The 16,658-nt window shown below is 38.5% G+C and carries 12 protein-coding genes and 1 pseudogene; 1 reads left to right on the forward strand and 12 read right to left on the reverse strand.

Going from position 1 to position 16,658, the window contains the following annotated elements; translation table 11 throughout:
- Positions 1-18 precede the first annotated feature (18 nt).
- Entirely contained in the window at positions 19-642 is a 624-nt protein-coding gene (locus tag J1905_RS02850) for a Pr6Pr family membrane protein (protein ID WP_214225668.1), read from the reverse strand.
- A gap of 191 nt (positions 643-833) precedes the next feature.
- On the opposite strand from J1905_RS02850, the gene J1905_RS02855 reads away from it, so the two are divergent.
- The gene (locus tag J1905_RS02855; RefSeq protein WP_214225670.1) at positions 834-2,621 is read left to right on the forward strand and encodes an alpha-L-fucosidase; all 1,788 of its coding nucleotides are present in this window, start codon (positions 834-836) and stop codon (positions 2,619-2,621) included.
- Between the two features lie 45 nt (positions 2,622-2,666).
- Here J1905_RS02855 and J1905_RS02860 read toward each other — a convergent pair whose 3' ends face one another.
- From J1905_RS02860 to J1905_RS02910, 11 genes and pseudogenes are all read right to left on the reverse strand, one after another.
- On the reverse strand, positions 2,667-4,061 hold the full coding sequence (locus J1905_RS02860) for a c-type cytochrome domain-containing protein (protein ID WP_250317971.1): 1,395 nt from the start codon (positions 4,059-4,061) through the stop codon (positions 2,667-2,669).
- 3 nt (positions 4,062-4,064) lie between these two features.
- Positions 4,065-5,000, reverse strand: a complete 936-nt coding sequence (locus tag J1905_RS02865) for a sugar phosphate isomerase/epimerase family protein (RefSeq protein WP_214225672.1) — start codon at positions 4,998-5,000, stop codon at positions 4,065-4,067.
- Positions 5,001-5,035: 35 nt separating this feature from the next.
- A complete protein-coding gene (locus J1905_RS02870; protein ID WP_214225674.1) occupies positions 5,036-6,544 on the reverse strand; it encodes a DUF1501 domain-containing protein in 1,509 nt (502 codons plus the stop codon).
- A gap of 5 nt (positions 6,545-6,549) precedes the next feature.
- A complete protein-coding gene (locus tag J1905_RS02875) occupies positions 6,550-9,288 on the reverse strand; it encodes a DUF1553 domain-containing protein (protein WP_214225676.1) in 2,739 nt (912 codons plus the stop codon).
- 235 nt (positions 9,289-9,523) lie between these two features.
- Positions 9,524-11,518, reverse strand: coding sequence for a heavy metal translocating P-type ATPase (locus J1905_RS02880; protein WP_214225677.1), 1,995 nt, complete (start codon positions 11,516-11,518; stop codon positions 9,524-9,526).
- Between the two features lie 46 nt (positions 11,519-11,564).
- Positions 11,565-11,996: a Fur family transcriptional regulator gene (locus J1905_RS02885; protein WP_214225679.1), complete on the reverse strand. Its 432-nt coding sequence runs from the start codon at positions 11,994-11,996 to the stop codon at positions 11,565-11,567.
- Between the two features lie 29 nt (positions 11,997-12,025).
- The gene (locus tag J1905_RS02890; protein ID WP_246254556.1) at positions 12,026-12,493 is read right to left on the reverse strand and encodes a VOC family protein; all 468 of its coding nucleotides are present in this window, start codon (positions 12,491-12,493) and stop codon (positions 12,026-12,028) included.
- A gap of 9 nt (positions 12,494-12,502) precedes the next feature.
- A pseudogene (locus tag J1905_RS02895) lies at positions 12,503-13,132 on the reverse strand (class I SAM-dependent methyltransferase); the annotation flags it as partial.
- A gap of 75 nt (positions 13,133-13,207) precedes the next feature.
- Entirely contained in the window at positions 13,208-14,791 is a 1,584-nt protein-coding gene (locus J1905_RS02900; protein ID WP_214225683.1) for a CotH kinase family protein, read from the reverse strand.
- Between the two features lie 80 nt (positions 14,792-14,871).
- Positions 14,872-15,798: a TIGR01777 family oxidoreductase gene (locus tag J1905_RS02905; RefSeq protein WP_214225685.1), complete on the reverse strand. Its 927-nt coding sequence runs from the start codon at positions 15,796-15,798 to the stop codon at positions 14,872-14,874.
- 5 nt (positions 15,799-15,803) lie between these two features.
- Positions 15,804-16,625 carry a thiol-disulfide oxidoreductase DCC family protein gene (locus tag J1905_RS02910; RefSeq protein ID WP_214225687.1) on the reverse strand — a complete coding sequence of 274 codons (822 nt, stop codon included), beginning with the start codon at positions 16,623-16,625 and terminating at the stop codon, positions 15,804-15,806.
- Positions 16,626-16,658 lie beyond the last annotated feature (33 nt).

Genomic DNA, 16,658 nt, shown 5'->3' on the forward strand with positions numbered 1-16,658 from the left:
AAAAATGCGAGATACCGGTTATCTTGCTTTGCTTCCTATCCATACCGATAAAAAGGACAGTCCTAAAAACACAAGCATTACATAAAAGCAGTTTACAAAAACAGTTTCGTATCCGTATTTTGCCACATCTACAAAAGGGTAAGGGTAAAATCCGGATACTGATCCTCTAAATAAAATAAACATCAAGTAAATAAAAGGGTAAATAAGCCAACTAAAAGTATCCCTCCACTTCAATGTATTTTTGGGTACATACATTAACCAATACACTACAAAAATTAGCGGTACAATTGCATGCAGCAACTCATCAACCACCATTTGTAAGCCTTTAGGCTCCCATGTAAATCTTAATATCAAATTATAAATTATAGCCACCACAGTAATGTAAACCGCCGTAGCCGTAAGTGTAGCAGGCTTTGTAAAGAAACTACCCCACTCTTTTTTAAACAAAAGCGCAGTGAAACATACTGCTACAATGATATTCGTTAAAACAGTAAAGAAACTGAAATACCGAATAACTGATTCATCAACAGGAACAAGTGCATTTTGTGTAGTGAGGTAAAATTGTGCGACAAGTGCAAACCAAGCTCCGATAACGCCTGCTATAACCAACCAATTACCTCTTTTAGCATTAACTTGTTCCATATAAGTTCAGTTTTATCGTCTGTGTTTACTCAAATACCAAGTTACGAAAAAAGCAATAATAACTGTAATGATAACCCCTAAGCCAATATTGTTTAATCAATAGCCATTAATAAACAATATTCCTAACCAATAACGCTTAAATTAGCTATCCATTAACCAAATACTAAACCATTTCTATAATTGAAGCATCCATGAAAACTGTAAAGGCAATTATCACTTCAGGCATTTTATCTGTTTTAACATTTACCACATCTGTAGCACAAGACATTGAAAGGTGGGACAAACAGGCTAATGAAAAGGAAAACCCTAATACAAAATGGTTTAAAGAAGCGAAATTTGGAATGTTTATCCACTGGGGTTTATATTCTAAACTTGGCGGAGAATGGAATGGAAAAGATTATTATGGCAGTGGCGAATGGTTAATGTATCAGGCAAAGGTTTCGGCTGCCGATTATGCAAAGGTTGCTACTGAATTTAATCCTGTAAAATTTAATGCCAATGAGTGGGCTGATCTGGCAAAAGATGCCGGTATTAAATACATGGTTATTACCGCAAAACACCATGAGGGTTTTGCAATGTACAACTCAAAAGTAAGCGACTTTAATATCGTAAAAGCTTCTCCCTATGGAAAAGACCCTATGAAAGCGCTCTCTGAAGCCACAAGAAAAAGAGGTATACAGTTTGGCTTTTACTACTCTCAATTTCTGGACTGGCATGAACCTAATGGTGGAGGAAATAACTGGGATTTTGATGAATCAAAAAAAGATTACCTAAAGTATTATAAAGAAAAGTCAATTCCGCAGCTAAAAGAATTGCTAACCAATTACGGAAATCTGGGTATTGTTTGGTTTGATATGCCAGGTGGTTTGGACAAAAAACAAACACAGGACCTGGTTGATAGCATGCACGCCTTACAACCAAAAAGTTTATTCAGCAGTCGTGTTGGACAAGGCCTGGGCGATTACCGCACCTTTGGCGACTCAGAGGTTCCGGCAACTCCAATTAAAGGCGCCTGGGAGTCTATATACACTCATAACGACTCATGGGGATACATTACCCATGACATGAATTTCAAATCTCCTAAAGAGATCATTCAATTACTTGCCATTGTTGCATCAAAAGGAGGCAATCTTATGTTAAATGTTGGTCCTGATGGAGAAGGAAACATTCCTCCTTATTCCTCAAAATACTTGAGAGAAACAGGTAAATGGCTACAAACAAACGGGGAAAGTATTTATGGAACTACTTATGGGTTAATTCCGGCACAACCTTGGGGTGTAACAACTTCTACTCCAGGTAAATTATTTCTTCATGTATTAAATAACCCAAGAAACGGTAAAATTAGCATTCCGGGAGTAAATGTAGACATCACAAAAGTGTATCAGCTGGCTACAAAACAACCTGTTAAATGGGTAAAACAGGGTAATAATATCATTATTGATATGCCTAAATCTTTAAACGATCACAATACTGTACTTGCGGTGCAGTTTAACGGCAAACTTAATGATGGTTACTCGGCTTCATTGCCACAGGTTTCGTTGCAATACGATTTCAACACAATTGATGTCGTAAATGCAGCGATAAAAGGTAATGCAAAAATAGAATCGCTTACCTACAGCCACTATTTTGGCGACTGGAAACACACTACTTGCATCACAAATATGAGCAAACCAGAGGATGAAGCAATCTTTAAGTTCTCTGTAACAGAGCCTGGCGATTATAAAATATTACTGGAATATTCATGCCCTCAAGAGAATAGCAAACAAGAAGGCTTAATGAGCTTTAACAATAAAATATATAAGTTTCAAACCTTAAGGACATCAGAGTTTGACTCAGGGAAACCTTTGCTATTTATTAAACATCCTGTTGCTATTGTTTCAGTAGACAAACCCGGTGTTTACAGCATAAAATTAAGTCCAGATACTAATGGAAAGGCGTTATTTAACCTTAAATCGATTATTCTGCAACCTGTTTTGTAAAGGCATATCTTAAAAATACAATTAAGATATGCCTTCACAATTAGGTTACTTCACTTCTGTGGTATCCTTTTCGAGGGTTGGCACAACATAGCCGCCAAAATCAAGCGTTACTTTAGGAAACACTTTTTTAAGCAAAGCTTCATCAGCTTTAGTTACACCACTCTGGTAAAGATAAATGCTGTTTAATTCTTTTAGGGGGTTAAGTTCTTGCACCCCTTTGGCAGTTACTTTTGTTCCAACAAGATTTACATATTGCAAATGGTTTATGCCTTTAAGCAATGTAACTCCTTTATCAGCAACCTTAGTTCTGCTCAAATTAACACGAGTCAGGTTATCAAGTTTAGCAATAGTTTCCATTCCTTTATCATCAAGAGCAGTATTGGCAACATTAAGCCAAATTAACTGTTTCTTTAATGGCTCTAAAAGTTTTAATACCCCAATATCTGCCTTTGCAGTAACAAAGCTAGCTGATAAATAATTACTACTACCTACTGCAGGTATAACCACTACGCCAGCTTGTTTCAATTTCTCTAGAGCAGCATCGTCGGCTTTTGAAACCTCCGCAGTAGGAATATCTGATAGTTTATTTTCCTTTTTAGCTGCACCTGTTTGAAAACTCAACAACAGCGCTTTATCTTTTTCAGATTGTTTTATGTCCTGTACTTTTTTATTAAAATCTGCACCTTGCTGCACCCACCATTGCAACAATGCAATTTCTTCCGGAGTTAGTTGCGGTTTCTCTTTGGGAGGCATATGATCGTCGTTTGTAGACGGCAAAAGTAACCTTTTAATCAGTTCACTTTCTTCAGCACTTCCGGGAACCAATGCTTTACCATCTTCACCTCCTTTAAATATAAAATCCTTACCGTCAAGTCTCAGTTTTCCTTTTTGTTTATCTGCACCATGACAACTATAGCATCGGTTTTGCAGCAAGGGCTGAATCATATGGGTATAAGCCATTGCCTGTTGTACATTTGCTACCGGTGGTATGGCGGCCTTTCCTTTTCCGTCATCTTTTAAGGCAGAGGTTATATAATCTGATCCATGGGTTAAAGAGCCTCCGTAATGCCCTGTAACTGAAATAAGAACAATTAAAACAACCGCCACTATGTTCAACGAGCCCTCGCTTGCCTGCTTTCTGTACATCGCATAAACACTTAGCGAAATAATAGATACGCTAATGCCCAGCCATTGATGTATATCGACCATATTGCCATCGTAATCGCCACTTTGTGACAACAGATAACCACTAACCGAAGAAAAAACGGCCCCCAAGCCACCTAACAAATAAATTAAAGGTACTGCCGGCCTTACCCCTAAAAATTTAGGGTTTATGGTTAACAACTGAAAAAGACACCCCAACAATAAAATACCTATAGGTAAGTGAACAAGAATGGGATGAAACCGACCAATAAATTCTGGAATTGATAATAGTATCATTACTTACAACTGATAACGCTTGCGCAGCAGGTTCATCATATAAACATTTATCGCCCACTGGTCTGCTACCGGTTGTCGGGTATAAGGTAAAGTTTGCAGGTAATCAGGGGGTCCAAATTCAGTCAGAATTGTCATCCTTTCGCCTTTAAGTTTCTTGCGTTCTATTACTTTATCCCACCATGCGAGGTGCGCTTTTACAGCGCTATCCCATTCTGGCGCTCTTGGATCGTTCACCTGCGCACCTTGCGGATGTCCCACTCTGGAATGAATGTGACCTACTCTTTCCAGTGCCAAATCAATAGTTTCCTTCTGATCTCCGAGCAGACTTTCATGTACCACACACCAGTGCGATATATCTAAAGTTAGTCGTAAATCAGGATTTTTCTCTATGAATTTTCTTGCTACAGGAGCTGAATAAAGCATTCGCCCACGATGAGTTTCATGATAGATAGGAACGCCGGTATCTTTAGTTTTCTTGGTTGTATAATCTATAAATAGCTTGTTCTCCTCATAAGTAAAATAATCCTTTCCAGAATGGCAATTGATATAAACCGGTTTCTGAAAGCTATTACCAGCAGCGGCATCCAGGTTTTTCTTAAAGGTATCTAAATGTACTGCTGCATCACTCTGGGAACCTCCACATAGAAAACCTACCTGTAAATTATGTTTTTTCAAAGCTGTAAACAGCGCTTCCTGAGCCTTGGCATCTCCCGGCCACCAGACTTCAATTCCCTCATATCCTTCTTTTTTTGCGGCAGCACAGAATTCATCTGTTGTGCCACTAAGACCCCAATCGGTAGCCATAAATAACAATTCGTATCCTGCTTTTGCCTTAACGTAAGGAATTTCCTTTGCAGCCATTTCGCCTAGTGGAACCAATAATCCGGCAGCTGTTGCCGTTGCAGTAGTTTTTAAAAAATGTCGTCTGTTTTGGTGCATTTATATTTGCGGTAAATTGTTCTAAGTAAAATTAATTAAGCAATAATATCATGTATAATCTTCCCTCCCACATCCGTTAAACGGAATGGACGCCCTTGAAAAGGATAGGTGAATTTCTCATGATCAAAACCAAGCTGGTTTAATATGGTGGCCTGTATATCGAAGGCATCAACTTTACCACTTATACCACTGTATCCAATCTCATCAGTTTCGCCGTGTGTATAACCTTTTTTAACGCCACCTCCGGCCATCCAAATGGTAAAGGCATCGGTATGGTGGTCACGACCATTATAAGGGTTCTGAACACCGTTACGGTTCTCCATCATTGGTGTACGCCCAAACTCACCACCCCAAACTACCAGTGTCTCATCAAGTAGGCCACGTTGTTTTAAATCAAGCAACAATGCAGTAATAGGTTTATCAATACTACGGCACTTGTTCTTTAAACCTATGTTTAAAGAATTTTGTGGTCCATCACCATGCGCATCCCAACCCCAATCAAACAATTGTACATACCTTACCCCTTTTTCTACTAATTTACGGGCAAGCAATACATTATTTGCGAAGCATGATTTGCCTGGCTGCGTTCCATACATATCATGAATATACTGCGGTTCATCATTAATATTCATTACTTCAGGGGCAGAAATCTGCATCCTGTAAGCCATTTCATATTGCGATATACGCGATAATATCTCCGGGTCATTATAAGCAGCATACTCCTGTTCATTGGATGCATTAATAGCATCTATGGATGCCTTACGCAAATCGCGACTCATTCCATGAGGATCTTTGATAAACAATACCGGATCTCCTTCACTTCTGCACTGTACCCCTTGGTACACGGAAGGTAGAAATCCGCTACCCCAGATACTTTTTCCTGCGTCAGGGAAACTTCCACCACTGGTAAGCACCACAAAGCCCGGAAGGTTCTGATTTTCGGTACCTAAGCCGTAAGTAGCCCAACTACCCATACTCGGCCTGCCTAAACGTGCACTACCTGTATGAATTAATAATTGCGCTGGGGCGTGATTAAACTGATCTGTATGCACTGCCTTTAAAAAGCTAACATCATCTACCATGGTAGAGAAATGTGGAAGGTTATCGCTAACCCAGGCACGACTGTCGCCATGTTGTGCAAATTTTGCCTGTGGCCCCAACATTTTAGGTACACCTGTAATAAAAGCAAATTTCTTACCTGCCAATAAAGATTGCGGACAATCCTGCCCATCCATCTTCATCAATTCAGGTTTAAAATCAAATAGTTCTAACTGAGAGGGTGCACCTGCCATATGCAGATAAATCACACTCTTTGCTTTCCCTAAAAGTGGTGGTGCCTTTGGCAACAACGGATGCACCGGATCATATAAAATATCACTGGCAGTTTTGCCTCCTAAACCACAACTACCTAACAATGCCCCCATAGCTACGGCACCAAGTCCCATTGCACTCTCTTTAAGGAAATGTCTACGTGTAAAAGCCCTTAGTTCAGTTTCCTGAGCTTCCTTTACCAAACGATGTGCATTCAATTCATCTCTTGTCATTACAATTAGTTTTTTGTTACCGCTTCATCAAGATTCAACATTGCATTTGCTACTACCACCAGTGCAGCTGTTTCGGGGTACTTATCAGTTTGCTGGCCCCCAAGTATTTGTTTGGCCTTTTCAGGATGTACTTTGTAGTCGTTTAGTGCCATCAGATAAAGGTTATCTAAAATTTTAAGCTTGGCACCTGAAATAGGCTTGTACATCATCCATTCATATCCTTTGGCTATTTGGCTTTTCACCTCTTTGCCACCTTCCTTTTTCATTCTTAAAGCAAAGAATTTAGCCATATCAATGTACACAGAGTCATTAAGGGTAACCAAAGCCTGTAATGGTGTATTGGTCCTAATCCTCCTCGGACTACATACTACCCTTTGGGCACCATCAAAAGCAATCATAGATGGATAAGGAGCTGTTCTTTTCCAATAAGTATAAATGGCTCTTCTAAACTGATCTTCGCCAGCCGAACTATTCCAGGTAGCCCCATTGTATGGAGAGTTCCAGATTCCGTTTGGCTGCCATGGCATTACACCCGGGCCATACATTTTAGTACTTATTACCCCACTAACTGAAAGGTGCTGATCTCTGATCTGTTCTGCACTTAATCTCATCCTTGGGCCACGTGCATAATACTTATTAAACAAGTCTTTCTTTTTTGTATCCTCTGTCACTTTCGAATCCTGTCGGTATGTTGCACTCATCACCATCTCCTTAATCAACCTCTTCATGCTCCACTTGTAATCATTCATGAGTTGCCACGATAAATGATCCAGTAATTCTTTATGCGTTGGGTTCATTCCTTGTGTACCCATATCTTCAAGCGTTTCCACAATTCCGGCCCCAAATAGCTGCTCCCATAAACGGTTGGCCATAGTTCTGGATAGTAAAGGATTTCTCTTATCGGTAAGCCACATGGCTAGTCCTGCCCGGTTTTTGGGTGCATTTTTAGGCATGGCATAAGCTAACGACTTAGGAACACCAGCATGTACCTCAGCGCCCGGAGTAATCCATGCGCCACGCTCAAACACAAATGTTTTGCGTAATCTGTTTGATGGATTTTCGACAAGAATAGGTATAGATCCTCCATTGGAATCCATTAGTGACCAGAAGATCGCTTTATTTTCTTCATAACCAGGCTTTCCTTTTCCAGGGAACTGCTGAGAAAAACGGAACCAATCAAAATATACAACAACCTCATCCTTATTTGTGGCAGTTGGGTTGGTATAGGTGAGGTAGACATCATGTATACCAGTTTGTTCTTTAAAATCGACAGCCAGATTACGATACCCCGGTCCTTCAGGAACTTTCCAGGAAGCAATTACAGGTCCATTAGGTTTATCCAACCTCAACTGCATACTTCCAGCTGGTTTACCTGATGAATATCTATAAATCATCTGATCAACCTTGTTAAGGTTTACTGCCGGAATTCTTGCTACTCCATTATTTCTAAAGGCAAGTGCAATATTTTTATTAGCTATAATGGCGTTTTCAAGACTATCAGTAGAAACAGAATTGATAATCGGTTCTCCGGTTTTTAAGAATTTATGAATCTCAGTTGCTTTCCCTGCAGGTGCATTCACTTTTAACCAATCTGTTAATGAAGTAAGTTTTCTTTGTAATGAATCATTATACTGCCTTAACAAAGGATACTCGGATGAAAGATCTTCATCACGTGTATTGTTAAAATAAGCCATGAATTCATAATACTCCTCATGCTTAAAAGGATCGTACGGATGACTATGACATTGTACACAAGCAAAAGTGGTGCTTAACATCCCCTCCCAAGTCGTGTTAACACGATCCAATACCGCGGAAACTCTAAACTCTTCGTTATTTGTACCACCTTCATCGTTGCTCATTGAATTTCGTTGAAACGCAGTAGCGATGTACTGATCATCTGTAGGATTTACCGCCAAGTCTCCAGCTACCTGCTCAGTAACAAATTGGTTGTAAGGCATATCATTATTAAATGCGCGGATTACCCAATCGCGGTACGGCCAGATGTTTCTTCCTGCATCAGCTTCATATCCTTTAGTATCAGCATATCTGGCAACATCTAACCACATAGAGGCCCATTTCTCTCCAAAACGTTGAGAAGCCATTAATGAATCAACTAAGGCCTGATATGCTTTATTACCATCTTTCGCAGTTAAATACTGATCGGCTATTTTCTTAGGGGGTGCCATACCTATTAAATCAAGGCTGGCTCTTCTTAATAAAGTAGGCCTGTCTGCTTCTTCGGATGGTTTTAAATCCTGCTCATCCAATTTTTCAAGGATGAATTTATCGATATCATTATTTGCCCAATCGCCACTAACACTTGGCACTTCTACCTCTTTTACAGGCAGGTAAGCCCAGTGATCGCCCCATTTAGCACCCTGCTTTATCCAGCGTTTAAAAATATCTATTTCATCTTCATTAAGTGCGTCGTGTTTATAAGGCATACGCTCTTCGGGGTCTTTACTTAATAAGCGTTTGATAAGCTCACTTCCATCAGGATCTCCCGGAATAATAGCAGGTTTACCGCTTTTAGTAGCTGCAAGTGCTTCTTCATGGAAAAGCAAGCTAAATCCGCCCTGCTTTTTCACGCCACCGTGACAGGAAATACATTTCTTATTAATGATAGGTTTTACTTCGGTATTAAAGTCCACTTTCTTATCATAAGACATCAGTAGTGAGGATAAAACAACCACTGCGGCAAGGACAAGCAGGACTAATAGCTTCTTGTTGCGAAAAAATTTCATACGGACATTACAATATTTGGCTTCAATGTGTTAATGTAAATTACCTATTATTTCACACAAAAACCTAATAGGTAGTGTAAAAGTTTCTAACAAAAGAAGCCAAAAAAAGCAAAAAATGGCCTTTATTTAGCAAAACAAACCTTTGCGCAATATTTTTAATGTTTTCGCTAATTTTTGAAAAAAAATAGAACTAATGATTAAGAGGGATAGAAAGAGAGTTTAAATAAACTCTCTTTTAAAATTTAATATTCTGAATTCTTACTGCATTCAGAATCGCAAGCAGTGCAACACCAACATCCGCTATCACAGCTTCCCATAATGTTGCAACACCTCCGGCACCCAAAACTAAAACAGCTATCTTCACAATCATAGCAAGCGAAATGTTCTGCCAAACTATGCTGCGTGTAATTTTACCAATCTTTATTGCTGTAACAATTTTTGATGGCTGATCGTTTTGTATAACAATGTCGGCTGTTTCAATGGTGGCATCACTACCCAATCCACCCATGGCAATTCCTGCGTCAGCCAATGCTACAACAGGAGCATCATTAACCCCATCACCAATAAAGGCAATTTTTAGACTCTTATCCTTAAGTTCCTGTACTTTCTGCACTTTATTCTCTGGTAAAAGGTCTCCAAATGCGGCATCAATCCCCAGAAAAGTAGCTACTCTACTAACCACACTTTGCTTATCGCCACTTAGCATTACAGTTTTAATATTTAATGCATGCAAATCAGTTATTGCTTGTTTAGCATCTTCTTTTACTTCGTCGGCTATAGTAATATAACCTGAATACACGTTATCTATGGTCAATACTACTACACTATCATCAATCTCATCTATAACCTTATCATAAGATATATTAAACTTCTTAAGCAATTTGGCATTACCAGCAAGCACTTCCTTACCGTCAATTAGTCCTTTTAAACCATGACCTGCTATCTCCTCTACCTGCTCTATTTTTATTCCTGAGATATCATCACCTGCATATTGCTTAACCGCAATTGCAATTGGATGGGTTGATTTACTTTCAAGTGCCGCAGCAGTACGAACGAGCTCTTTTTCGCTGTACCCATTAACCGCTACTACTTTTTGCACATCAAAAACTCCTTTTGTGAGGGTTCCTGTTTTATCCATTACTACTGTATTTACAGTAGTAATTACATCCAGAAAATTAGATCCTTTAAACAAAATACCGTTTTTTGAAGCAAGACCAATCCCTCCAAAATATCCTAATGGAATGGAAACCACCAACGCGCAAGGACAACTGATTACCAGAAACACCAAGCCTCTGTAAAGCCAGTCGCTAAAGTTATAATCAGCAACAAAAAAGTAAGGAAGCACAACGACAAGAACAGCCAATAAAAACACGATAGGTGTATAAACCTTAGCGAATCTGGAAATGAACAATTGTGTTTGAGATTTCCTTGCTGTAGCATCCTGTACCATTTCAAGAATCTTGCTTAGCTTACTATCTTTAAACAAGGCAGTAACTTTTAATTCAGCAAGCTGATTGAGGTTTATCATACCGGCAAGTACGGTTTCGCCTTTATTTTTGTTATCTGGTTTACTTTCTCCAGTTAAAGCAGCAGTGTTAAATATTGCCTTGTCTGACATCAACACACCATCAAGCGCCACCTTTTCTCCAGGCTTAACTTGTATAGATTCATTAATCTGAACCTCTGAAGGAGATACATTAACAACTTTTCCATTCCTGATTACATCAACGCTATCGGGTCTGATATCCAACAAAGCCTTAATACTTCGCTTTGCATTACTAACTGCCGAATCCTGAAACCACTCTCCTATAGAATAAAATACCATTACAGCTACCCCTTCGCTGTAAGATCCAATGGCAAAAGCACCCAAAGTTGCTACACTCATCAGAAAAAACTCGTTAAAGAAATCAAGTCTTATTGCTTTTCTAAATGCAAGAGCCAATACATTATATCCAGCCAATAAATAAGCAGGGATAAAAATTGCCAACTGAATAAGGTTATTGAATGTGATGTTAAACCCATATTCCAATACCATCATAACAACAATAACGGTTAATGCCGTTAATAGTGGCCAGTGATCTATCAGTCTTGATGGCTCTGCGGAACCATGATTGTGCCCATCATCATCAGAATGCTCTTCATGCTGATGATCGCGTTTATGATTGTGTACTGCTTTAAGTTTAGGTTCCTCAACTGCACAGCAGTCTGTATGTTTATTTGATAGTTGCATAACGTTAAATTATACAAACAAAGGTACAGGCTATAGCTATGCAATGCTATTGCAAAGGTATCGATGGATTACACTGATCGCATATTCCTTTAATGATTAGGTTCATCTCCTGACGAAGAAAATTGACAGGTAATGAGATATCAGGTATTTGGGTGTTTGGGAGACAAAATGTTTCCTTGCACGTATTACAATAAAAATGAACGTGGAGATCGTGATGATTTTCTCCATCACAATCTTCCTCGCATAAAGCATATTTTGTAGCGCCGGTTCCATCTTCAATACTGTGGACAAGCCCTTTTTCTTCGAAAGTTTTTAGCGTACGATAAAGTGTTATCCTATCGGATGGAGCCATACCCTTTTCAAGGTCGTTTAGGCTGATGGCGGCACTTTGCTTGGTTAAAAACTCCAGTACCAACAAACGCATAGCAGTAGGATTGATATCCTTACCTTTTAATTTATTTTCTATGTCTATTGTCATATGCCTTGTTTTATTTATCAGAAGTCCGACTATTTATGGTCGTCATTCACTTCCAGCCAATGGCCATCAGGATCTTTAAAATAAACCTGTTTTATACCATCCACTCTTAATGTAACTGCTTTACGTGTACCTGCCCAATCTTCAAATTCAATTTTCTTAGAATTTAGCAGGGTAATAAACTTATCTACAGATGGCACACTAAAACATAAATGTTCATTTTTATCATGCTCTACATTGGGCTTTGCACCTTGAATTAAATGCAAATGTCCGGCTGGGCCTAATGAAAACCAGGTATGTCTGCCATCTTTAAATGGCTCCGGGATGATTTCCAGATCAAAAACATCTTTATAAAATGCCGTTGATTTAGCAAGATCAGTAACGTAAACTGCAATGTGATTTAGAACGGCTCCTTGTTGTTTTTTTTCTGTTTGACCCATTGATTTTTGGAACGGGGTTACCATTATTAAAGTTAAAACGATTAAAGTAAAGGTCTTCATATAAAATGATTAAGATTTCTTTAACAAGATGGTCAAAATTCTTGGAATCTCTGTTCTGTTATTGTCATCAAAATACTCTTCTACATCAACTAAGGTTAAACCATGCTTTTTACCTGCCTGAATAAAGTCTGATATATTATGATTAAAGCAGTCTACAATCTGTTTTCCATCTTCAGTATCAAACCTTGCTGTAGTACCAGTGTACTGCTTAAATGGATGTAATTCACCAATATAAACATAGCCATCAGGGTTTAAAGATTTTGAGACCTGATTAAAAACATAGTCAAGATTATCGATGTGTTCCAATATTAAACTAAAGGTTACCAGATCGTACAAGCCATCTCTAAAGTTCCAACGGGCAGTAATATCAGCCTGTTTAAACTCAACTCTGTTAGAAGTTATTTTATCCTTTGCTCTTGCCAGCATTTGATCAGAAAGATCAACTGCTGTTATCATTGCTGCCTTTCCAATCAGCCATTCGGTATTTTTTCCGGTTCCACAACCAATTTCCAAAACTTTATTAAACGGAACACGGGCAAGGCATAATTTTAATGCCAACCCTTCCAGATCCCTTGTTTTATTGTCGTTAGTATCGTATTGTGCAGCCCAGATATTATAAGCTTGTTTAGTGTTCATAAAACAAAAATAAGAAAAATCTACCCTTTGTTGTCCATCATTCCATTTTTGTCAAGCCAGGCTTGTACTTTTCCTATGCTAATATTCGCTGCTGTTGAACTTTGTATCCAGCCAGTTTATATGTGTGCTGAGGAAATTCCTTAAGTAAGTGACCTCCCCTTTGTAAGATCCTGACACCTGAAGTTCTAAATAAGATTCTATCTTTAAAATATCCCACTTGGTGAAATTTCTAGCCTGAGAAACGTCCAATTTCTTTGCCAGTTGATCGGCTAAACCAGGTAGCAAACGAATCTTTGGTTCCACTTCATTCCATCTCGTTTTTATTCTTGCTCTAAAAGCAGGATCTTCCATTAGGCGTTTAAACCATTGTTTAGGTTCAAAAGCCGAATTCAGCATTAATCCATTCACCTGATCACCCAAACGGTTGTCGTTATTTGCTGCCTTGTCGAAATCCCAAATCGGGCCAACGTAAATTTTATCATCATCACGTTTTTTGAACATATAGGTACTTCTAAATGCATCCGGATTGCCAATTACCTCATTGATGATGTAGAAATCTACATAGCTATTTACATCAAAATATTTTCGGTAGCCATTTACAGGATCGGTAAAATTATCTGCATATAAGGCATCTTCAAACTTCTGAAAATGATTATGAATGTAATCTTTCTGTTCCTGAGTAATCTTATCTTCATCAGGATATTTGATTACAAAAGGCATATCTTTTTGAGTGTAAAAATGTACAGGCTCACCGTAGGCAAATAAGTCCTGCTCTATCAGGTATCCTCCAGAGAGGGTTGGTAATGTCGTCGTTCCATCAGGTTGTTCCTCAATATCAACCAGGCCTTTGCCTTCTTTAATTTGTTCGGTAAGCTGATAATTACCTATAAATGTCCCATTTAAATACACTTCTACATATCTGGAATTTGGAGTAAATGCGCGCTCCATACTTCGACTAAGCATAAAAGCCAGTTCATTACGCATCAATGTTTTATCTGCATAATTAGCTAAAAGCACCCAGTTTTTGCTTTCTGCCATGCCTAGCAGGCTAGCCTTTTTATCAAGTTTAATGCGATATGGTTTTTTAGGCATATCATACCAAGTGGAATTGCCTCTTCCCTTTATTTCTGTTTTACCCTCATAAACCACCTCAGTAAAATTACTCACTAACTTTAATGAGCCCGTTACATAAATATCTTTACTGGTAATCTCAGCACCATTGGTATTGATGTAAAGTGAAGCAATTCCATTGTCGGTAAATTTTACAACATAAGTCTTTTTACTATTGTCCTCAGCAACAACACTATATTTTAGCAACTTAGTAAAATCGTTAACTGTTGTATCGCTCTTCTGTTTTACCTCATCAATTATCACTTTCACTCCATCATAAGTAAATGATGGAACAAGCTTACTAATATTGGTTCCTGAAAAAGCCCTGGCGTAAATCGTATCGCCTATAATTTCGCCAGTAATATCATTGACAAGCACAGGATTCTTTTTTGCACTAAACTTGAATGTTTTAAACTGCTTGTCGCTTTTTAAAACCACTGGAGGTTCTTTTGGCTTTTCCTCTTTCTTACAGGAAGAAGCGACAATAAGCGTTGATATGACAAATATCAATCTATACCAGTTTTTTGTAGATTTTAAAACATTTTGAAGCATACTGGTTGGTTAATTTGGTAGTTCAAGATAAAGAATTTTTATGAAACCACTCAGTACCAAAGCTATTTAAGATTTCCTCATCAAATCCTTATGCTCAAAATATCGTGTATCGCATGCTTTGCATTGGGAAACTGAAAAACAAAACCAGATTCCAGTAAGCGTTTAGGTATTACCCACCTGCTCTTTAAAACCAGTTCTGTTTCTGAGCCTATCAAAAGCATTCCAATTTCCAACAACCACTGTGGACTAGGTAAACCAAACGGTATCCCATAAGTATTTCGTATTAACCGCATCAGCTCTGTATTTTTAACCGCCTCAGGAGCACTGCAATTCACAACACCTGTTAGTTCTTCATTGCTTAACAACCATTCTGTACTCCTGGCAACATCATGCTCATGAATCCATGAAACATATTGCTGTCCATCACCTTGCTTACCGCCCAACCCAAATTTAACCAGATTAAGCAACCTTGGAAACACACTATCATTTCGGCCCAATACTATTCCCATTCTTAATGCAACTTTCCTTGTCAATGGTGTTTCTGTTTCAAAAAATGAACCCTCCCATTGTTGACATACATCAATAGAAAAACCGTATCCTATATCTCCATTATACTCATCCTGAGGGTGATCCTCTGCATGGCGATAAATAGTTGCAGAAGTTACATTGATCCAAAGTTTTGGAGGGTTAGCCATTTCTGATATCACCTTATTTAATAGTCTTGTGGGTATTGTTCTTGAAGCAATAATCTCGGCTCTATTTTGTTTGTTATAACGGCAGTTTACATTTTTCCCACAAAGGTTAATCAACATATCTGCACCTTTAAGTGTTTCAGTCCATGTACCTTCAGTTTTTCCATCCCACAAAACTGTTTCTACATTACTCTCTGCAGCTTTAGCTTTCCTACTTAGGATCACTACCTGAGTCGCAATTGTTTTATAGTAATTAGCCAAAACATTGCCGAGATACCCATTGCCACCAGCCAGAACTATTTTCGCGTATTTCATATTCTTTAAATAAATAAGATCAGTAAAAGGACAATTATTCTGTACATCACCCAGGTTAAGGTAGGTATATATCCAAGTTTTAAAATGCCCATTCGTCTAAAATGTTCCAAAAACATAAGGCCTGCAACTCCCATAAAATAGGTAGCATAAAAAAGCGCAGGCAATACCAGGAACTTCGCCATCAATAAAGCAGGCAACAACAATAAAGAGCCGGCAAAAGATATGGTCATCATATTGCCCAGGTACTCCCATTTCTTATCCCAGCCAATAATACCCACCACAATAGCCTGAAAAACAATTTGTCCACCGCAAATAAAATACTCTCTGTAAGCACCTCCTACTGGCATCAGTTCTTTTAATAAACCGATATAATAGGTAAGTATAAAACTGGCTATAAACCAAGTGAAAAATAAATATGCAATACGATACCTCAATTTAAAAGTCGGCTGAATTGCATAGCTGTCCGCTGTTATTTCTGCAGGTATAATAACCTTTCTATTATAAGATACAAAAGCATATACTTTACTCATTAGCCAAACGAAGGGTTTAAAAGAAAACAGCGGACCAAAAACAGGGATTGAATTTGTAAGCACTTTAAACAGACTGTGTATACCGTAGGTTACCTGCCCTGTATCGGTATCAACCAGTGCAATTTCGTTAACCGCCCTCTGCTGATCCACATATGGACAAATATTTTGAGGCATGTTCTGGTAAGGTTGTGCTCCTGTCGGATCAAGCATTCCAACCTTAGTAAAGCCCTTAGTATACAGCTTGCACATTGGGCATTCTGCATCAAAAAGGATCAAGTGGTTTTTTAAGCTTTTCATAGATCAAATGTACTGGTAAATTATTAAACTTTC

The organism is Pedobacter sp. B4-66, from assembly GCF_018492665.1.
In the GTDB taxonomy this organism is placed as follows: Bacteria; Bacteroidota; Bacteroidia; order Sphingobacteriales; family Sphingobacteriaceae; genus Pedobacter.